Below are 20,084 nucleotides of genomic sequence, written 5' to 3'. Positions count from 1 at the left end.
CGCGTCGCCTGTTCCGCCTCCCGGCTCTCGGGCGGCCGGCAGCAGCGGGTGGCCATCGCCCGGGCGCCGGCGATGCGGCCGCGGGTCCTGCTGCTCGGCGAGGTGACGTCGGCGCTCGGCCCGGAGCCGGTGGCGGGCGTGCTAAACCTGCTGCGGGACATCGCCAGGACCACCGGCATCACCATGGTGTGCGTCACGCACGAGATGAACCTCGCCCGGGACGTCCCGGACGAGGTGCTGATGTTCGACTCGGGCACGGTGATCGAGTCCGGCCCACCGGAGGAAATCTTCACCGTGCCCGCACACGAACGCACCCGCGAGTTCCTCGGCGCGGTGCTCTGACCTCACCTTCCGTCTCGGAAGTTTGCCTCTGGCATATGCCAGGGTGTCGCACCCCTGCGTACACCGCTGGGTTGCGACACCCATCTTGTCAACAGGCGCCCACGAAACGGCTCTTGGCGGCTATCGTGGTACGGAAGCTTGCGGTCACAACCTGGTAGGGGGAAACCGTGGCGCTGAAGCCCGAGCCGACCGCGCCGTTCCACTCGGTGCAATACGCCCTGCGCGTTCTCGAAACGATCTCCCGGCACGGCGGTGGAGTCACCGATGTGCAGATCGCGCGCGAGACCGGGCTGCCGACCGGCCATCTGACCCCGATGCTCCTCATGCTGCGCCGCGAGGGGTACGTGGAGCAGATCGCCGACGGCGCCTATGTGGTGGGCGACTCCCTGGTGCTGCTCGGTTCCGGCGTCACCCGGCGCGAGGCCCTGCAGAGCAAGCTGCAGGAGACCCTCACCGAGCTCCGCGACACGGTCGGCGCCGCCGTCTACATCAGCCGGTACATCGACGGCGAGGTCAAGATCACCCAGATCGCCGACGGACCGCACACCCCCAAGGTCAACGAGTGGGTCGACTTCCGCTCCGCCGCGCACGCCAGCGCGGTCGGCAAGTGCCTGCTGACCCAGCTCGACCAGAACGGCCGCCGCGACCACCTCTCCCGCCACAAGATCGCCAGACTCACCTCGCGGACGATCACCAGCGAGAAGGTCCTCTTCTCCAAGCTGGACAGCCAGCCGCCGACCGTCCCGGTGCTCGACCTCCAGGAGTACGCCGTGGGCACGGTCTGCGCGGCGGTGCCGCTGACGGCGGGGGCCGCGGTCGGCTGCCTCGCGCTCTCGCTCCCGATCGAGCACGCCCACCGGCTGCGCTCGGCGGCCGACGCGCTGAACCGCAAGGCCGCCCCGGTGGTGCTGTCCCTGGCGATCTGACGGGATCCGGCCGGACGGGCCGGGGGGACGCTCGCGGCGGGCCGCCGGGAGCGTGGTCAGGAGCACCCCCGAGGACCGGGTAGTATTAATCCTGTCAGCAGGCGCCGCTAGCTCAGTTGGTTAGAGCAGCTGACTCTTAATCAGCGGGTCCGGGGTTCGAGTCCCTGGCGGCGCACAGACGGAAGAGGCCCCTCGCGGAAGCGGGGGGCCTTTTCGTGTCCCCCGCCGCGACGACCTCGGGGCCGAAGGCGGGGGGGCAGGCCGGCCGGCCCCTCGCGCGGCGGCACGCCGCCCTCGGCCAGGACCACCCGCAAAGAGCCCGGCTGGGGATCCCCACTCGCGGCGCGGTCGGCCCGGGGAGGTGGCCGAAGGCGGGCGAGCGAAGGACCGGGCGACCGGACAGGCGGTCCGGGCGGGGGAACGGGCGCGGCACCGAGCGGCCGGGCGGGGGGACGGGCGACCGGAGGCGGTGGGGCGGGGAAGGCCTCCGGATGCCCGGGTCCCAGGGGGCTCGCGCCGCGCCGGGTGGACCGGACCCCGTTGGCGGCGGCCCCCGCCGGGGCCGCCGCGCCCGGCCGGAGCGGGGACTCCGGAAGGTGCGTCCGGCGGGATGCCGACGTGTGGCTCGGCACGTCGGCGGCAGCGGGTCCACGAGGAGCGCGGCGCGAGCGGCGCCCGCCGCGACCCGGTGGCGGCCGAGGAGGGGTTGCCCGCCCCTCGGCCCCCGCACGGTGGTCGTCTCCGTGGCGGCCATGCGACCCGGAGGGTTCCCCGGGCGTCCCATGGCGCGCCGCCGGCTACCGGACGAGCGTCAGAACTGGACGTCGGAGCAGGCGTAGAAGGCGTTCGTCGTGTCCGCGACGGTCCAGACGGCCAGGACGACGTGCTTGCCGGTCTTGCCGCTCGGCATGGTTCCCGAGTGCGAGAGCGTGGCCGGCGGCTGCTGGCTGTTGTACGGCACCGTCAGGAACGGCTGGGGGTCCAGGGCCGCACGGGTGAGCGGCTTGGTGGAGTCCCAGCCGTTCTTGGTGACGTAGTACTTGAAGTCGGTCGTGCGGTGGCGGGCGGTGAACTGCCAGCGGAAGTTGTAGCTCTGACCGGCCGACACCTTGGTGGCGGGCCAGTTCCCGCCGCGCGGGTCGTCGAGCTGTGCGAACGGCCCGTTGCCGCCCGCGCAGATCTTGCCGTCCGCGGGGCCGCCGGACGGGAAGCCCTTGGGCCCCTCGACCGACTGCGGCTCCCACTGGATGTTGCCGCAGCCGGTCACCGTGCCGTTGGCACAGAGTTTCTGCCGGCTGATCGGGGAGTCCGTGTAACCGTGGCTGCTGGCACTGCTGGTGGCGAGGAGGGAGGCTCCGGCGACGCCGAGAGCGACCACCGTCGCGCCTATCTTGTTTCGCATGCTGTCCGCTCCAGAAGAACGTGGGGGAGTTCATGACTCGTGGTGCACGCGCGCATGGGTGAGGCTTTGGTTCTGTGAGGTGCGGTTGCACCCGTTCCGGTCTAGACCAAGTTCCAATGTATGGACGGAGCTTGAACATGTCCAGACCAATCACGGGCCTTCTGAGGGCCCGACACGACCCGTGTAGAACGCCACGGTCAGGTCTTTCACCAGCGCCTTGCGGTCGTAGTCGTCGAGCTCGACCAGACCACGCGTGGTCAGCCGGTGGACCATGTCGTCGACCGCGTCGACCACGGACGTCAGCACCGTGTCCCGGTGCTTGGCGTCGATCGCCGCGATCCGGCGCCGCTGCATCGCGGCCGCGATCTCCGGTGCGTACTCGATCCGCGTCGGCTGCGCCGAGAAGACCTCGATCCCGACCGGGGCGCACTCGGCGGACAGCATCCGGGTCAGCGCCTCCCCGACGAGCTCGGCGTCCCGCAGCGTGGGGGCGTCCTCGTGGAAGGCGTCGGCCGGGAGCTGCGACAGCACCCGCGCCATCGCCGCCTCCACCTGCTCGCGCAGGTACTCCTCGTGGTCGGCGACACCGAGGGCCGCCCGGACCGTGTCCCGGATGCGCCACACCACCAGCACCACGACCCGTAGCGCCGTGCCGTTCGCGTCCACCGCCGGCAGCGGCTCGCTGCGCCAGTGCCGCAGCCGTACGTCGACCCGGCGCCGCAGCATCAGCGGGCTCACCCACACGAGCCCGGTACGCCGCACGGTGCCGCGGTAGTCCCCGAAGAGCGTCAGCACCCAGGCGTGGCCGACCCGCCCGCGCCCCAGCCCCCCGAAGGCGAACAGCACCCCGAGGACCCCGAGCGCGAGCAGCGCCCACGGGCCGATCGCGATGCCGTTGTACGGATGGGAGGGCAGTCGCAGCATCCGGGTGACCGCGTCCGGCACCGCCCCCACCCACCACAGCAGGGCCAGGCAGGCGACCAGCGCCACGGCCCCGGCCGCCGCCCCGGCCCAGCCGGGCAGCGCGGCCCCCGGCCGCTCGACCAGCTCGGGGTCGGCGGAGGGCGCGGGCCTCGGCGCGGCGGCGGTGACGGGCGGGGAGGCGCGGACGGCCGCCCTCTCCCGTACCGCCGTCACCGGCCCGCCGCCCATGGCGCCGAGCACCCCGGTGCCCGTGACGGCCACGGCCCCGCCGTCACCGTCGCCGTTGTCCCGGAACAGCAGGTGGACGGGGATCGGCCCGGTCGTCTCCGTGCCGATCAGCGGGACGCGCCGTCCCGCCGTGCCGCCCTCCGGCGTCGCCGTGCTCATCGTTGCCACCTCATGGCCGTCCTCCGGACGCTCATGCTCCGTACGTTCCTGCTCGGTCATCGGCGTCCTGGCCATCGGCGCCCTTGTCATCGGGGCCGTCCCGCCCGTGGGCCTGCCGGCCGCCGGGCCGCCCGGGACGGGGACACCGGTCTGGCCCCCGGACTGCGGGGTGTCGTCGGCGGGCGGGCCGGCCGGGCCGCCCGCCGTAGGGGTCCCGGTCACCGGAACAGCCGCCGCCACGTCTCGGGACCCGGATAGCCGTTGGCCGCTCCGCCGCGCCACCCCTGCGCCCGCTGGAACGCCTCGACGTTGCGCCGGTCCGCCTCCGTCCAGGTCCGCTCGGGCCCGATCCGGTAGTGCGCGCCGAAGCCGAGCTCGACCAGCCGGCGGCCGAGCCGCTCGACGTGCTCGCTCGACCGGCCGGGCCGGAAGTGGACGGGGCCGGGATAGGGGCGCGCCTCCGCACCGGCCGTCGTCACCTTCGCCGCAGCAGCCTTCGCGGCCGACGCCTTGGGGCCCGACGCCTTCGCGGCCGACGCCTTGGGGGTCTTGGGGCCCGACACCTTGGGGGCCTTGGGGGCCGACACGCCCGGGATGCCCCGGCCGTCCTTGTCGAGCAGCAGCCGCCAGGTCCTCGCCCCGGGCAGCCCGTCCGCGTCCCGTCCGCTCCACCCCTGCGCCCGCTGGAACGCCTGGGTGGCCCGGCGGTCCGCCTCGCCCCAGCGCGGACCGGGCCCCGCCCGGTAGAACCGGCCGCCGCCCCGCTCGACGAGCATCCGCCCGAGCCGCGACACATGGGAGTTGTTCGCCCCGGGCCCGAAGGACTTCCTCCCCGGGTACGCGCTCTTGGCCGCCGGGCTGCCCGGGGTGCCGCCGATCAGCCCTTTGTAGCGGTACGGGAGGTACTGGGCGGAGTTGTTCCAGTAGGCCATCGGCGTCGACTGCTTGCGGGTGTGCGGGTTGGCCTGCTCGTACGCGATGTAGTGGGTGTGGGTGTAGTCGGTCCAGCCGCCGAAGATCGTGACGTGCGACCCCTTGGTGGGGTCGTCCGGGTTGTGGAAGAGCAGGATGTCACCGGGCTGGAGCTCCGTCCGGCTGATCCTGGTGCCGAATTCGGCGAGGCTGCCCGTCCATTCGTTCCCCGCAAGGTTCCAGGCCATGGAGACGTAACCCGAGCAGTCCTGCCGGTAGCCGTCCGTCCAGTACTTCTCCATCGAGTACGGGACCTTCGCGGACAGCCAGAGCTTGGCCCGGTTGATGATGTCGGCGCGGGTCGACTGCCGCAGGGTCCCCGGGGTGACCTTGCCGGGTGTCGGCCCGGCGTGCGGGCGCCCGTGGAGCGGCTCCTTGCCGCCCTGCGGGGTGGCGGAGTCCGGGCCGTCGCTGCCCCCGGACGGGCCCGCGGGGCCGGCGGGCCGCAGGGGCCCGGCCGGGAGGCCGGTGGCGGTGGCGACCCCCGCGCCGCCGCCGAGGACCACCCCCGCCGCGGTGAACAGGACCAGGGCGCGGCGGGCGCCGTGGGCGGCGGGGTGGCCGCCCGCCCGCACGGCGAGCCCGAGCACCAGTTCGCGCCGCTGCCGGGCGCAGCCCGCGCAGGGGCAGTCGGCGGCGGGCTCGTACTCCTCGAAGACCGGTACGGCCATGCGATTCCCCTCCAGGCTCCTCAAGATCTTTCGGTACGGCTGCACGGGCGCCAGTGTCTCAACTGTACTGACAAGTCGCATTTTGACGGTCAAAAGGGAAGACCTGACCATCCGACAGGCCGGAGTGGGCGGTCAATGGTCGGGACAGCCTCGGACGTCGGGTAGAGTTGTGCAGGTCAGCAGGCGCCGCTAGCTCAGTTGGTTAGAGCAGCTGACTCTTAATCAGCGGGTCCGGGGTTCGAGTCCCTGGCGGCGCACGCGTAGCCGAGGCCCCCTCACCATGGGTGAGGGGGCCTCGGTCGTGCCGGTGCCCGCACCGGCGCCGCCCGCCCGGGGGCCCGTCCCGGCGCGCTCCACGGCGTCCGGCCGCACTCCGGCCACGCACCTGGAAGGCGCCCGGAGGGTGCCTCCATGCGGCATGCACACACCACCGCAGGAATTACCCAAATCGTGCGTATGCCCGGTAAACAGCCCGTTTCACCCTTGCGATCAAGACGGGGGTCGTAGACCCTATCCTGGAGCCAATGCCCCCCAATGGGGCATGAGGTTGTCGCAGTTGGGGGCGGTTTCAGGGGATGCCCCGATGGCGGGAACCGTGGGGTGGGGGCCCCGTCAACGCAGCGATGCCGTGACAGGCATCATGCAACCGGAAGGTCGCCGTTTCATGTCTGTGGAAACGGTGCCCAGCCACTGACACGCCTGGACACGCCGGTCGGGGACCGCGCGCTCCGGACGCCAGGACACGACCAATCACGCAGCCAGCATGCGTGCGGGGGGATGACTCATGACGTCGACGCCGACCGGCGCCCGGCAGGACAACGACCCATCCCGGACCGCCCAGCTTCGGGTTCCCCCGCAGCTCCGGGCCGGTGGGTCCCGGCCGCGCCCCAAGAAGGCGCTGCCGCGGTACGACTACGAGCACTACAGCAGGCTCGCCGGGCCCCTGACGCAGCCCGACCCGAACAAGCCCTACAAGGTGCAGTACCGCTCCCTGCTCTCGCAGGAGCCGCACCGCATCCGGGTCGCGCTGATGCTGGCCGCCGCCCCGGTGCTCTCGCTGGTGCTGCTGTTCTGGCTGCTCCAGCCCGAGCACTGGACCGAGCGGGACTACCCGGCCTTCGACTGGCTGCCCGCGCTCGACATCGTGATGCTGGTCTCGATCGGCCTGATCGAGCTCTTCCGCTGCATGAACGTGGTGTCGAACGCGCACGCGACGCTCGTCGCCCGCGACCCCGTCCCGGTCGTGCCGGAGTCCGGCACCCGGGTCGCCTTCCTCACGTCCTTCGTGCCGGGCAAAGAGCCCCTGGAGATGGTGACCAAGACGCTGGAGGCCGCCGTCAGGATCCGGCACCGCGGCCTGGTGCACGTCTGGCTCCTCGACGAGGGCGACGACGCCGACGTCAAGGCGGTCTGCGAGCGCCTCGGCGTGCGCCACTTCTCCCGCAAGGGCATAGCGAAGTGGAACCAGCCGACCGGTGCCCACCGCGCCAAGACCAAGCACGGCAACTACAACGCCTGGCTGGACGCGCACGGCGACAACTACGACTTCTTCGCCTCCGTCGACACCGACCACGTGCCGCTGCCCAACTACCTGGAGCGCATGCTGGGCTTCTTCCGGGACCCGGACATCGGCTTCGTCATCGGCCCCCAGGTCTACGGCAACTACGACAACTTCGTCACCAAGGCGGCCGAGTCGCAGCAGTTCCTGTTCCACGCGCTGATCCAGCGCGCCGGCAACCGCTACGGCTCCCCCATGTTCGTCGGCACGTCCAACGCCGTGCGCATCACGGCACTCAAGCAGATCGGCGGCCTGTACGACTCGATCACCGAGGACATGGCGACCGGCTTCGAGATCCACCGCCACAAGAACCCGGCGACGGGCAACAAGTGGCGCTCGGTCTACACCCCCGACGTGCTCGCGGTCGGTGAGGGCCCCAGTGCCTGGACGGACTTCTTCACCCAGCAGATGCGCTGGTCGCGCGGTACCTACGAGACGATCCTCACGCAGTACTGGAAGGGCTGGTACTCGCTGCCGCCGAGCAAGCTCTTCAACTACACGATGATGATCATCTTCTATCCGATGTCCGCCCTGAACTGGATTCTCGCGGCCCTCAGCTGCGCGCTGTTCCTGGGCCTGGGTGCCTCGGGTGTGAACATCGACCCGACCGTGTGGCTGATGCTCTACGGCAACGCCTCCGCGCTCCAGATCGGCCTCTACGTCTGGAACCGCCGGCACAACGTCTCCCCGCACGAGCCGGAAGGGTCCGGCGGTGTGGCCGGCATGCTGATGTCCGCGCTGTCCGCGCCGTTGTACGCCAAGGCGCTGATCGACTCCGCCCTGCGCCGCAAGAGCAAGTTCGTGGTCACCCCCAAGGGCGACTCCGCGAGTCCGGACCGGTGGTTCGGAACCTTCCGGTACCACTGGTACTTCATCGGGATCTTCGGCGCCTCCGTCACCGCCGGCTTCGTCTTCGGGCACTCGCACCCCGCGATGATCATCTGGGCGACGTTCGCGACGCTGATCACGGCGACGCCGATCTTCGTCTGGCGGTACATGCTGCGCCAGGAGAAGAAGGGCCGCCGCCGCCACGCCGGCGGCACGCCGCCGGAGCCCCCGGCGCCCCGGGCCCCGGAGCCCGCTCCGCACCCGCAGGCCAAGCCGAGCTGGGCCGAGCAGAACGACACCATGCAGATCGCCCTTGGGGGACCTAAGAAATGAGCAGCCTGCCCGTCCGGCCGAACCACCGCAAGAACCGCGCCCGTCGCATCCTGATCGGCACGGCGGTGGTCGCGGTGGTCGCCGGGTTCAACGGGCCGGCCCTGTACCGGTACGGCTCGGCGAAGTACCACGACTACACGATCAACAAGCCGGAGTACAAGGCCGCCAACGGCCACTGGGACTTCCTGGACGTCCCCTCCGAGTTCCGGATCAACACGATCCACGCGGCGCTGCTGCACACCGGCAAGGTGCTGCTGATCGCGGGCTCCGGCAACAACCAGAAGAACTTCGACGCCCAGAAGTTCGAGTCGGTCCTGTGGGATCCCAAAACCAACACCTTCAAGAAGATCCCCACGCCCAAGGACATGTTCTGCGCCGGGCACACCCAGTTGCCCGACGGGAAGCTGCTGGTCGCCGGGGGCACCAAGCGGTACGAGAAGCTGCAGGGTGACGTCACCAAGGCCGGCGGCCTGATGATCGTCCACAACGAGGACCCGGACAAGCCGATCACGCTGCCCGCCGGGACCACGTTCACCGGCAAGAAGAACGACAAGGTCTTCGTCTCCAAGGACCCGGTCCTGGTGGAGAAGGCGACCAAGGTCTTCGACAAGAAGACCGGGCGCTTCCTGCGCACCGAGCCGGGTCTGGGACGCATCTACGTCGAGGCCGAGGAGTCCGGCAAGGAGCACGAGACCGGCACCGAGGACAACTACAAGGTGGAGGGCCTGACCGGCACCGACGCCCGCAACATCTACGGCATGGCCCAGAAGCTCGCCCTCGACAAGAAGGACTTCCAGGGCATCAAGGAGGCCTTCGAGTTCGATCCGGTGGCGGAGAAGTACATCACCGTCGACCCGATGAACGAGGCGCGCTGGTACCCGACGCTGACCACGCTCAAGGACGGCAAGGTCCTCGCCCTGTCCGGGCTCGACGAGATCGGGCAGATCGTCCCGGGCAAGGACGAGATCTACGACCCGAAGACCAGGACGTGGGAGTACACCGGGGTCGAGCGCCGCTTCCCGACCTACCCGGCCATCTTCCTGATGGACAACGGGAAGCTCTTCTACTCCGGCTCCAACGCCGGTTACGGTCCCGCTGACGTCGGCCGTGAGCCCGGTATCTGGGACCTGGAGAAGAACAAGTTCGACAAGATCCCGGGCCTGAGCGACGCGGACCGCATGGAGACCTCCGCGACGGTCATGCTGCCGCCCGCCCAGGACCAGAAGTTCATGGTCATCGGCGGCGGCGGCGTCGGCGAGTCCGAGGACTCCAGTGAGAAGTCCCGGCTCGTCGACCTGAAGGAGCCCGAGCCCCGCTTCAAGGACGGCGCCTCGCTCGACAAGGGCACCCGTTATCCGAGCGCCTCGCTGATGCCGGACGACACCGTCCTGGTCACCGGCGGCTCGCAGGACTACCGGGGCCGTGGCGCCTCGAACGTGCTGGAGGCCCGTACGTACGACCCGAAGAGCGGGACGTACAAGCGGCTGGCCGACCCCAGGGTGGGCCGCAACTACCACTCCGGGTCGGTGCTGCTGCCCGACGGCCGCGTCATGATCTTCGGGTCGGACTCGCTCTACGCGGACAAGGCCAACACCAAGCCGGGCGTCTTCGAGCAGCGCATCGAGATCTACACCCCGCCCTACCTCTTCCGCGACGCGAAGCCCGAGATCACCTCCGGGCCCAAGCGCGTCGAGCGGGGCGACAGCGCCGTCTTCAAGACCCCGCAGGCGGCGGGGATAGCGACGGCGAAGCTGATGCGGCCGAGCGCCGTCACGCACGTCACCGATGTCGACCAGCGCTCCGTCGCGCTGGACATGAAGAAGACCGCGGACGGCATCGAGGTCACCGTGCCGAAGAACCGCGCCCTGGTCCCGTCCGGCTGGTACATGCTCTTCGTCACGGACGACAAGGGCACGCCGTCGGAGGGCTTCTGGGTCGAGGTCCCGTAGACCGGTGGACGGGGAAGGGCCCCGGCGGCCGATGGCTGCCGGGGCCCTTCTCGTGCGTCCGGCCCGATACCGCCGGGTGACCGGTCCCCAGCGGTGCCGGGTGCCGGCCGGTGCCGGTCCTACTTGGTGTTGCGGACCAGGTCGAGCGCGTACTCCGGGAACCAGTCGCCCGCCTTCGGACCGCCCTTGCAGTCGCCGTCCGACTCCCCGGGGCGCTTGATCCACAGATAGGCGTCGACCAGCGGGTCGGCCGTCTTGGTCGTGGGCGTCTCGCCGAGCGCGCGGCCGGGCGGGTTGCACCAGTTCTCGGCGGGGTCGCCGGCGGTGTACGGCCCGTTGCCGTTGCGGCTGGTGTCGATGACGAACGGTTTGCCGCCGACCTTCGCCGAGACCCTCTTGCCGTACTCGGTGCTGGCCTTGGTGGTCTGGAAGTTGGACACGTTCACCGCGAAGCCGTCGGCGGCCTCGACGCCCGCCCACTTCAGCGGCTCGAATATCTCGTCCGGCTTGCCCCAGCCCGCGTTGCCCGCGTCCAGGTACACCTTGGTGTTGGGCAGCTGCTTCAGCCGGGTGACGGCGCCCTTGAGCAGGTCGTACCGCTCCTCGTGGTACTGCTCCTCGGTGCAGCTGTCCACCATGTGCATCACGGCGTCCGGCTCCAGGATCACCGTCGCCCGGCGGTCGCCGATGCCCTTGGCGACCTTGTCCACCCAGGCGCGGTAGGAGTCGCCGTCGGCGGCGCCGCCCGCGGAGTGCTGGCCGCAGTCGCGGTGCGGGATGTTGTAGAGGACCAGCAGCGCGTCGCGGTCGGCCGTTCTGGCGGCCTCCGTGTAGCCCCGCGCGTCCTCCTCGGGCGTTCCCGGGCTGATCCACTCGCCGACCGGCTGGGCCGCGATCTTCTTGATCAGCTCGGCGTCGGCGGTGCTGCCGTCCTTGAGGTGGTCGGCGACCTGCTTGGCCGCGCTGCCGTCGGGGTTGACCCAGAACGGGTCGATGGCCTTGGGCTGCTGGCTCGCGACCGGACGCTTCGGGGTCTCCCGGGCGCCTTCGTCGGAGGATCCGCAGCCGGCGAGCAGCAGCGCCGTCACCGCGCCCGCCGCGGCCGCGCCCGTACGGGCACGCCCGGTGCAACTGCCGTACATCCACTCCCCCTTGGGTGCACTGTGTGATGAGGCCACCCCCCAGGCGCCCTCCCGGGACAAGCCCGGTCGAATCCATCCTGACACACGCGTACGGAAAGCCACGAGGCCGGCTTGAGCGCCGCCACACAGGGCGACCGGACGGTGTCACGGGGTGAGAACGGCTCCGGGCCCTTCCGTGCGGCCCACAGGAAGGCGCCCGGAGGAAGGCGCCCGGAGCACGGCCGGGAGGGAAGGAAGGGCCGGCGGCCGGGCCGGGTGGACCGGCCGTCCTCCACCCCGTTCCGCGGGACCGCGCCCGCCCGGGAGCCCCGGCGGCGACACGCCGGGCGGAACCCCGTGACTCCGCGGGCCCGATGTGCCGCAGAACACTCCGGGCGGTTTCCCGGGCGTCCGGACGGGCCATGCGGAGGGTCGAAAACAGGCCACGGGCAGTGCACGGCCCTCCGCCCGGCCCAGGGGATCGCCCGGGAAGAGAGCTTTCCCCGAGGACCGCCCCGCCGTCATTCCACCGATAAGAACACGCCATACGAAATACCGGCCCGCTAACCGGTTTTTCTGTCGGCGACGCCGTTCCGCATTGCATTTCCTCCGCAGGCGCACTGCCTGCGGAGATCATCCTTGCGTCCCGCCCGTGGCATCGCATAACTTCCTATGACATCAGCCTCTGCGGCCGACCGATGGGCGATCCCCACCCCGGCGTAAGGAATGTGACATTGCCTCATGGACACCCCCACTCACAGCACCCGATGAACCTTCCATGAACGGCATGTTGCACATCTCGGCCGTGGCCGAGCAGGTGCATTACGTTGACTGAAGGTGCTGTCACAGAGGGTCGGACGCCACAGCGCAAATCCTATTCCCCGAGGAATCCTGTGAAGTTACACAACCAATCGGACGACCTTGTTGCCGTTGTCGGAGCCGGCGCCATGGGAACCGGGATATCCCAGGTCGCGCTCCTCGCCGGTCACCGGGTGCTTCTGCTGAGCCGCCGTACGGAGAGCTCCCGCCGGGGCCGGGAGGAAATCGAAAGCCGTATCCTCCGGCTGGTCGACAAGGGGCGTCTCGCCAAAGAGGAAGCGCTCGCGGCCCTGGATCGGCTGACCACCTCCGAGGAATTGCCGGAAGCAGCGGCGGCCGGACTCGTCATAGAGTCCGTGCACGAGGATATGGCGGCCAAGTCCGCGCTTCTCGCGGAGATCGAGAAGCAGGTGGGCGAGGACGCCGTTATCGCCACCAACACCTCTTCGCTATCCGTCACCGCACTCGCCGCCGGCCTGGAAAACCCGGCCCGGTTCGCCGGACTGCACTTCTTCAATCCGGCCCCTCTGATGGCGCTGGTCGAAGTCGTCTCCGCGCCGTCCACGGCCGAGCGCACCACCCGATTTCTGCACAGGACGGCGGAACGCTGGGGAAAGACCCCGGTACTCTCCGCCGACCTGCCCGGCTTCATTGTCAACCGGGTGGCGCGCCCCTTCTACGGGGAGGCGCTGCGCACCCGGGAGCAGCGGGCGGCGTCACCGGCCACCATCGACGCGGTCCTCACGGGCTCCGGGGGCTTCGCCATGGGCCCCTGCGCGCTGATGGACCTGATCGGGCACGACGTCAACGAAGCGGTCACCCGCGGTGTGTGGAGCGCCTTCCACCACGACGCGCGCTTCGCCCCCTCCCTCGTCCAGCGCAAACTCGTGGAGGCCGGGTACCTGGGCCGCAAGGCGGGCAGGGGGTTCTACGACCACGGCCCCGGTGCCGGCCGGCCCGTTCCCGACACCCACGCCCCGGTGTCCGTCCCGCGGCCCCGCCTGGTGCGCCTGCACGGCGACGCCGGGCCCGCCGAGGGACTCGTGGACGTGCTCGTCGCGGCCGGGATCCCGGTCGAACGGGTGGCGGCCGCCGCCGGCAGCGCGCTGGACGGGATGTTCGAGCTCCCCGACGGGACGCTGCTGCGGCTGACCGACGGGCGCACGGCCGACCGGCACGCCCGGCATACGGAACGTCCCGTCGTGCTGTTCGACCTGAGCCTGGACTTCGCGACGTCCTCCCGGACGGCCCTGGCGGTGAGCGGCGGGGCCCCGGACGCCTCACGTGACGCCGCGGTGGGTCTGTTCCAGCTGCTGGGCAAGGACGTCAGCACCGTGGACGACGTCCCCGGACTGCTGGTGTTCCGCACCGTCGCCATGCTCGTCAACATCGCGCTGGACGCGGTGGCCGACGGCCTGGCGAGCGCCCCCGACGTCGACACCGCCATGCGCCTGGGCACCAACTACCCGCTGGGGCCGGTCGCCTGGGGCGAGCGGATCGGGCTGCCCGCGGTACTCGCCCTGCTGGAGAACCTCGACGACGAACACCGGGACGGGCACTACCGCCCCTCCCCCGCCCTGCGCCGCGGCGCGCTGCGCACCGGCCGCCTCGCGGCCTGACCCCCACGCAAGAACTCGCGGCCCGACCCCCACGCAAGAAAGGGACACACCACCCATGCAGGCACTGTCACACCTCGCCCAGGACGTCGCGTCGGCGAAGGCGCAGGGGCGCTACCGGACGTATCTGAACCTGGAGCGCCGCGCCGATACGGCCCCGCGAGCCGTGCTCCACGCCGCCGAGGGCCCGCGCGACATCACCGTCTGGTGCTCCAACGACTACCTCTCGCTGAGCCACCACCCGACCGTCATCGACTCGGTCGCCGACGCGGTACGGAACGTGGGCCTGGGCACCGGCGGCGCGCGCAGCATCTCGGGCACCAGCACCTTCCACGAGGACCTGGAGGCCGAGCTCGCCTCGCTCTACCGCAAGGAGCGGGCGCTGCTGTTCAGCACCGGCTTCGCCGCCAACGACGCCACGCTGTCCGTGCTGGGCCGGCGCATACCCGGGCTGGTCGTCTTCTCCGACGAGCTGAACCACGCCTCGATCATCCAGGGCGTCCGCAACAGCGGCGCGCAGAAGCGGATCTTCCGTCACAACGACACGGGCCACCTGCGCAAGCTGCTGGAGGAGACGGACCCGGACGCGCCCAAGCTGGTCGCCTTCGAGTCCCTGTACTCCATGGAGGGCGATTTCTCCCCGATCCGGGAGATCGTGGACATCGCCGAGGAGTTCGGCGCCCTGACCTACCTGGACGAGATCCACTCGGTCGGCATCTACGGCGAGGAGGGCTCCGGGTACGCGGAGGAGCAGGGTGTCCGCGACCGGATCACCGTCTTCCAGGGCGGCTTCGGAAAGGGCCTCGGCGGGGCCGGCGGTTACATCGCCGGGCCGGCCTCGGTCATCGACAGCGTGCGGACCTTCGCGGCGCCGTTCGTCTTCAGCACGTCCGCCCCGGCGCCGCTGGTGGCCGGCGCGCTGTCCGCGCTGCGTCTGGTCCGCCACGACTCCACCCAGCGCGACCTGCTGCGGGCGCGCGCGTCGGAGCTGAAGGAGGGGCTGGCCGCGCGGGGCATCCCCGTCATCTCCCGGGACAGCCACGTGGTCCCGGTGCTCGTCGGCGACCCGCACCGCAACAAGGAGGTCAGCGCGCTGCTCCTGGGCGACCACGGCATCTACGTCCAGCCCGTGAACGCGCCGACCGTGCCCGAGGGCACCGAGCGGCTGCGCGTCACGCCCACCTCCCGCCACACGGCCGGGGATGTGCGGGAGTTCGTCGAGGCGCTCGACTCCGTGTGGACGGCGGCCGGTCTTCCCCGCAGCCGCTGACCGCACCGGCCGACGGCCGTCTGCCCGGCACGAGTTCCGGGAACGGTGCTCGTGCCGGGACCCCGGCCGACCCCGCACACCCAAGATTTCAAGGATTCCCGTGAAAAACGCCACCCCGCCCGTGCTCTGGCTGCTCGCGGTGGGCGCCTTCGCCATCGGCACGGACGCGTTCGTGATCGCCGGTGTGCTGCCGGAGATCGCGGACGATCTCCGTGTGTCCTCCGGTGCCGCCGGTCAGCTGATCACCGTGTTCTCGCTGACCTACGCGCTGTTCGCCCCGGTCAGCGCCACGATCACCGGCTCGCTGTCCCGCCGGACCGTACTGGCCTGCGGGCTGGGGGTGTTCATCGCCGGCAATGTGATCTCCGCGCTGGGCGACTCCTACGGATGGGTCGCGGTGGGCCGGTTCGTGGCCGCCCTCGGCGCCGCCTCGTACACGCCCCAGGCCTCCGCCGCCGCCGCGTCCCTGGTCCCCGAGGAGCGCAGGGGCCGGGCGCTGGGCATCGTCATCGGCGGCCTGACCGTGGCAACCGCCCTGGGTGTTCCCATCGGCACCTGGATCGGCGGCCTGGCGGGCTGGCGGGCCACGCTGTGGGCGGTCGCCGCGCTGGGCGCGGTCGCGCTGCTCGGGGTCCTGATGCTGCCGAGGCTGGCGCCCGCGGGCAGGCACCCGCTGGCCGAACGGCTCTCGGGCCTGCGCAACCCGGCCGTCCTGATCACCCTGTCGGTCACCCTGCTCGCCGTCACCGCCGAGCACGTGGTCTACACGTACATCGGGCCGGTGCTGGAGGACGCCACCCATGGCGGGCGGGCGCTGTCGGTGCTGCTGTTCGTCTTCGGTGTCGGCGCCGTCGCCGGCAACGCCATCGCCGGGATCGCCACCGACCGTCTGGGCAACCGGGCGGTGCTCCTGCTCGCCGTCGGCGGCATGGCGGTGGACCTGGCCCTGCTGCCGCTGTGGTCCGGCTCCCTGATCGGGGCGGGTATCGCGCTGTTCGTCTGGGGTGCCACGGGGTGGATGTACCTCGTGCCCCAGCAGCACCGGCTGCTCTCGCTCAGCGAGGCGAGCGGCCCCTTCACCGTGGCGCTCAACAGCTCCGCCCTCTACCTCGGCATCGCCATCGGCGGCGCGGTCGGCGGCCTCCTCGTCAACACCTGGGGCCCCGGATCGACCGCTGTGCCCGCCTTCGTCCTCGCGGCCGTCGCCGTCGCCGTCGCGGCCGTCACCTACGGACGTCCCACCCCCACCGGTCCGGCGCGGGAGGCACGCAGTGATCCCGCGCGGCAAGGAGTTTCCGACGATGACTGACCGACCTGCCGACGACCCCGTCGTCATCACCGGGATAGGCACCCTGCTCCCCGGTACCGGATCCGCCGCGGAATTCTGGCAGCACGTCTCGGGCGGGAGGTCCCAGATCGGGGCCCTCACCCGGTTCGACGGTCCCGCCGAGGGGCTGCCCGTGCACGCGGCGGCCGAGATACGCGGGTTCGACCACACCGCCCGCCTTCCCGGCCTCGATCCCTCCCATGCCCGCAAGTACAGCCGGGAGATCCTGATCGCGATGTCCGCGCTCGTCCAGGCCCGCGAGGACGCGGGCCTGGGTCAGGGGGACGTGGATCCCCGGCGGCTCAGCGTGGTCTTCTCCTCGTCCCGCGGCCCGCTCTCCTGGTGGCAGCCGGTGCTGCGCGGCGAGGACCCGACGGCGTACGACGACAAGGGCGCCATGTTCCGCGGGCTGCCCGGCACCCCGGCCAGCCTGGCCGCCATCCACACCGGGGCGCAGGGCCTCGTCACGACCGTCAGCAACGCCTGCGTCGGCGGCCACCAGGCGATCGGCCTGGCCCTGCGGGAGCTGCGGGCGGGCAGCAGCGACGCCGTCCTGGTCGGCGGCCACGAGTTCCCCATCCTGCCCGAGGTGGCCCACTGCTACCGGGCGCTGGGCAACGGGGTGCTCTCCACGGAGTCCGAGGACCCGGCCCGCGCGGTGCGCCCCTACAGCGCCGACCGCGAGGGGTTCGCCCTCGGGGAGGGCTCCGTGGTGCTGTGCCTGGAGCGGGAGTCGACCGCCCTGCGGCGCGGGGCCCGGGTGTACGCCCGGATCCTCAGCCACGCCTCGATGAACGAGGCCGACCACCCCACCACCATGGACCTGACCGGCAAGGTCACCGCCGGTCTGGTGGTGGAGGCCCTGGAGGAGGCCGGGCGCCGCCCGGACGACGTGGGCTACTTCTGCGCCCACGGGACCGCCACCCGCTACAACGACATCGCCGAGAGCCGGGCCCTGCGCGCCCTGTATCCCGGCCGTCGCGCCGGGGCGCTTCCCCCGATCAGCTCCAACAAGCCGATCTACGGGCACACCTTCGGCCTCGCCGGGATCATCAACGCGGCGTCCACCGCGCTGATGCTGCACCACCAGCGGCTCGCCCCGACCATCAATCTGACGACCCCCGACCCGGAGTGCGACCACGACCACGTGGCGGAGGGCGCCCGGGACACCTCGTTCGATCTCGCGGTGTCCCTGTCGTTCGCCTTCGGGAGCCAGACGTCCGTACTGGCGATGGGGGCGGCGGCCTGACGCAGGCACCCGGCCGGCGCCGGGGCGGCCGGGGGGCGGTGCGCCGCACCCGGTCCGCCCGGCCGGCCGGGTGCCGCTGTCCGGCCGGAGCAGGCCGTCAGCCGGTGTCCGTCAGATAGGCGGAGACCACCACGTTCGCGGTGTAGGCGCCCAGCGTGCGGTCGAAGGTGCCGCCGCAGGTGATCAGGCGCAGCTCGGGGCGGCCGGGGTGCCGCTGTCCGTACGCCTGCCCCGGGTCGAACTCGTGCCGGCCCAGGACCTGCACGTCGTCGATGGTGAATTCGGCGACCGAACCGTCGTCACCGGTCACCTTGATCCGTTCGCCGGGGCGTACGGCGCTCAGTCCGTAGAGCACGGCCGGCTTCGTCTCGGTGTCGACATGGCCCACGAAGAGGGCGGCGCCGTCGCTGCCGGGCCGGGATCCGGAACCGAACCAGCCGATGGTGTGCGGCATCTCGTACGGCGGCGGGTCTATGGCGCCGGACGCGTCCAGTCCGCGCGCCACCACCGGGGCGGCGACCCCTATGGACGGCACCTCCAGACGCCGGGGCTCGACTCCCTCGACCGGCTCGTGGGCCGGCGGCAGCGGTACGCCGAGCGGCCGGCCGACCGCCGCCACGTCGCCGGTCGTGGGAGCGGACAGCCCGCCGGGTCCACCGCTGACGTCCTTGCCCCACAGCCACAGGCCCAGGAGGAGCAGGGCCCAGGCCACGCCGGTGAGCAGCCGGCCGCCGCCGTCCGGGCGTTCCGCGGTCGACACGCTAGTCCGCGCCGGAACGGCGACGGCGGACGCTGCGGAACGCCACGGCGACCGCGGCCACGCCGGCGAGCAGCAGGCCGATCACGGTGTGCGGGGTGCCGGGGCCCTGCTCGTCGGCGCCCTCGGCGTCGGCGGCCAGGGTGGCGGTGCCTCCGCCGCCCGCCCTGACCGGGGCCACCGGGGTGGCGGGCGGGCGGTGCACGACGCGCAGGGTGCCGACGTCGTGGTGGTCGCGGCCGTCGCAGTGGACGGTGACCTGGTACGTACCGGAGGAGGCGCCGGACCGGACGGTGGTGTCGCCGAGCAGGGGTTTGCTCCGGTCCGGGTGACCGGAGAGCGCGGCGTCGCGGGCGAACGCCTTGGAACGGGCCGAGCCGCTCCTGCCCTTGCAGCCGGTGACGCGGACGTCCACGTCGGAGCCGGGGCGGACGGTGGACGGCACGACCGTGGCTTTGACCTTGGCGGTTTCCTTGCCGCCGGGCTCCTCGCCGTCCCCCGCGTACGCCGGGCCGGCGGTCGCCACCAGCACCAGGACGGCGGCCGCACCCGCGGCACGGAGAGCAAACAGACCTGAACGCATCGTGAACCTCCTGACCGCAGGTTCAGGCCTGTCGCGCGATTCCGCATCCGCAGGAGCCGGCCATCAGCGGCCGGACCCCGCTGACCTGGTCAGATGCGATCGACGAGATCGGCGATCGAGTCCACGACGGTGGAGGGACGGAACGGGAAGCGGTCCACGTCCGCCGGGGTCGTCAGGCCGGTGAGCACCAGGAAGGTCTCCATGCCCGCCTCCAGCCCGGCCAGCACGTCGGTGTCCATCCGGTCGCCGATCATGGCACTGGTCTCGGAGTGCGCGCCGATGGCGTTCAGGCCGGTGCGCATCATCAGCGGGTTGGGCTTGCCGGCGAAGTACGGGTCCTTGCCGGTGGCCTTGGTGATCAGCGCGGCGACCGAGCCGGTGGCCGGCAGCGGGCCTTCCGGCGAGGGACCGGTCTCGTCGGGGTTGGTGCAGATGAACCGGGCCCCGGCGTTGATCAGCCGGATGGCCTTGGTGAGCGCCTCGAAGCTGTACGTGCGGGTCTCGCCGAGCACCACGTAGTCGGGGTCCTGGTCGGTGAGGATGTACCCGATGTCGTGCAGCGCGGTGGTCAGGCCGGCCTCGCCGATGACGTAGGCGGTGCCGCCCGGCCGCTGGTCGTCGAGGAACCGGGCGGTGGCCAGGGCGGAGGTCCAGATGTTCTCCACGGGCACGTGCAGGCCCATGCGGGCGAGCCGGGCGTGCAGGTCGCGGGCGGTGTAGATGGAGTTGTTGGTCAGGACCAGGAAGGGCTTCTCCGTGTCCCGCAGCTTCTTGATGAAGGCTTCGGCGCCGGGGATCGGTACGCCCTCGTGGATGAGGACGCCGTCCATGTCGGTGAGCCAGGATTCGATCGGCTTGCGCTCTGCCATGGGGCGGGACTCCTGCCGTACAAGTCGTGCGGTGTGCTGGGGACGCCGCGACAGCGTTGTGGCGACGCCCCCAGCCTAGTCAGAGCGTCCGGATACCGACCCCGGCGATCACCGGGTACCGCCGGTCCGCCCCGGTGCGGCGGGAGCGCGGGCGGCGGCCCGGCCCCCGGAGCGGCCGTGC

At 71.6% G+C, this 20,084-nt stretch carries 13 protein-coding genes, 2 tRNA genes and 2 pseudogenes; 10 read left to right on the top strand and 7 right to left on the bottom strand.

Annotation, left to right across the window (positions count from 1 at the left end):
* Window positions 1–18: 18 nt before the first annotated feature.
* The 3 genes and pseudogenes from PUR26_RS07670 to PUR26_RS07660 all read left to right on the top strand — a co-directional run.
* Window positions 19–342 (top strand): annotated as a pseudogene (locus tag PUR26_RS07670) (ATP-binding cassette domain-containing protein); the annotation flags it as partial.
* 167 nt (window positions 343–509) lie between these two features.
* Entirely contained in the window at window positions 510–1,268 is a 759-nt protein-coding gene (locus PUR26_RS07665) for an IclR family transcriptional regulator (protein ID WP_329870489.1), read from the top strand.
* 101 nt (window positions 1,269–1,369) lie between these two features.
* Window positions 1,370–1,443: transfer RNA gene (locus tag PUR26_RS07660), tRNA-Lys, on the top strand.
* Between the two features lie 636 nt (window positions 1,444–2,079).
* Here the strand turns inward: PUR26_RS07660 and PUR26_RS07655 are convergent.
* The 3 genes and pseudogenes from PUR26_RS07655 to PUR26_RS07645 form a co-directional block, all read right to left on the bottom strand.
* Window positions 2,080–2,670: a lytic polysaccharide monooxygenase auxiliary activity family 9 protein gene (locus PUR26_RS07655; protein WP_329870487.1), complete on the bottom strand. Its 591-nt coding sequence runs from the start codon at window positions 2,668–2,670 to the stop codon at window positions 2,080–2,082.
* A gap of 150 nt (window positions 2,671–2,820) precedes the next feature.
* A pseudogene (locus PUR26_RS07650) lies at window positions 2,821–3,951 on the bottom strand (SPFH domain-containing protein); the annotation flags it as partial.
* 248 nt (window positions 3,952–4,199) lie between these two features.
* The gene (locus tag PUR26_RS07645; RefSeq protein ID WP_329870485.1) at window positions 4,200–5,624 is read right to left on the bottom strand and encodes a peptidoglycan-binding protein; all 1,425 of its coding nucleotides are present in this window, start codon (window positions 5,622–5,624) and stop codon (window positions 4,200–4,202) included.
* Window positions 5,625–5,807: 183 nt separating this feature from the next.
* On the opposite strand from PUR26_RS07645, the gene PUR26_RS07640 reads away from it, so the two are divergent.
* From PUR26_RS07640 to PUR26_RS07630, 3 genes are all read left to right on the top strand, one after another.
* Window positions 5,808–5,881: transfer RNA gene (locus PUR26_RS07640), tRNA-Lys, on the top strand.
* A 527-nt stretch (window positions 5,882–6,408) separates the two neighbouring features.
* On the top strand, window positions 6,409–8,343 hold the full coding sequence (locus tag PUR26_RS07635; protein WP_329870483.1) for a glycosyltransferase family 2 protein: 1,935 nt from the start codon (window positions 6,409–6,411) through the stop codon (window positions 8,341–8,343).
* On the top strand, window positions 8,340–10,292 hold the full coding sequence (locus PUR26_RS07630; RefSeq protein WP_329870481.1) for a galactose oxidase-like domain-containing protein: 1,953 nt from the start codon (window positions 8,340–8,342) through the stop codon (window positions 10,290–10,292). The genes PUR26_RS07635 and PUR26_RS07630 overlap by 4 nt, the downstream gene beginning before the upstream one ends.
* A 119-nt stretch (window positions 10,293–10,411) precedes the next feature.
* On the opposite strand, the gene PUR26_RS07625 is transcribed toward PUR26_RS07630, so the two are convergent.
* Complete coding sequence (locus tag PUR26_RS07625; RefSeq protein ID WP_329870480.1) at window positions 10,412–11,434, bottom strand: glycoside hydrolase family 6 protein; 1,023 nt, start codon at window positions 11,432–11,434, stop codon at window positions 10,412–10,414.
* A gap of 872 nt (window positions 11,435–12,306) precedes the next feature.
* Here PUR26_RS07625 and PUR26_RS07620 point away from each other — a divergent pair.
* From PUR26_RS07620 to PUR26_RS07605, 4 genes are all read left to right on the top strand, one after another.
* Window positions 12,307–13,851, top strand: coding sequence for a 3-hydroxyacyl-CoA dehydrogenase (locus PUR26_RS07620; protein WP_329870478.1), 1,545 nt, complete (start codon window positions 12,307–12,309; stop codon window positions 13,849–13,851).
* 55 nt (window positions 13,852–13,906) lie between these two features.
* Window positions 13,907–15,118 (top strand): 5-aminolevulinate synthase, encoded by a 1,212-nt coding sequence (hemA, locus tag PUR26_RS07615; protein ID WP_329870476.1) that lies wholly within the window; start codon window positions 13,907–13,909, stop codon window positions 15,116–15,118.
* Between the two features lie 100 nt (window positions 15,119–15,218).
* The gene (locus PUR26_RS07610; RefSeq protein ID WP_329870474.1) at window positions 15,219–16,427 is read left to right on the top strand and encodes an MFS transporter; all 1,209 of its coding nucleotides are present in this window, start codon (window positions 15,219–15,221) and stop codon (window positions 16,425–16,427) included.
* Window positions 16,420–17,694 carry a beta-ketoacyl-[acyl-carrier-protein] synthase family protein gene (locus PUR26_RS07605; RefSeq protein WP_329870472.1) on the top strand — a complete coding sequence of 425 codons (1,275 nt, stop codon included), beginning with the start codon at window positions 16,420–16,422 and terminating at the stop codon, window positions 17,692–17,694. Before PUR26_RS07610 ends, PUR26_RS07605 begins: the two co-directional genes overlap by 8 nt.
* A gap of 97 nt (window positions 17,695–17,791) precedes the next feature.
* On the opposite strand, the gene PUR26_RS07600 is transcribed toward PUR26_RS07605, so the two are convergent.
* The 3 genes from PUR26_RS07600 to PUR26_RS07590 all read right to left on the bottom strand — a co-directional run bounded on the left by PUR26_RS07600 (window position 17,792) and on the right by PUR26_RS07590 (window position 19,903).
* The gene (locus tag PUR26_RS07600; RefSeq protein WP_329870470.1) at window positions 17,792–18,454 is read right to left on the bottom strand and encodes a class F sortase; all 663 of its coding nucleotides are present in this window, start codon (window positions 18,452–18,454) and stop codon (window positions 17,792–17,794) included.
* Between the two features lies 1 nt (window position 18,455).
* Complete coding sequence (locus PUR26_RS07595; protein WP_329870468.1) at window positions 18,456–19,034, bottom strand: hypothetical protein; 579 nt, start codon at window positions 19,032–19,034, stop codon at window positions 18,456–18,458.
* An 89-nt stretch (window positions 19,035–19,123) separates the two neighbouring features.
* A complete protein-coding gene (locus PUR26_RS07590; RefSeq protein ID WP_329870466.1) occupies window positions 19,124–19,903 on the bottom strand; it encodes an HAD-IIA family hydrolase in 780 nt (259 codons plus the stop codon).
* Window positions 19,904–20,084: the final 181 nt, after the last annotated feature.

It is taken from the genome of Streptomyces sp. SP18CS02 (assembly GCF_036322365.1).
GTDB lineage: Bacteria > Actinomycetota > Actinomycetes > Streptomycetales > Streptomycetaceae > Streptomyces.
The sequence above is the reverse complement of the archived record's forward strand: the minus strand, read 5'-3'. Positions and strand labels throughout refer to the sequence as shown.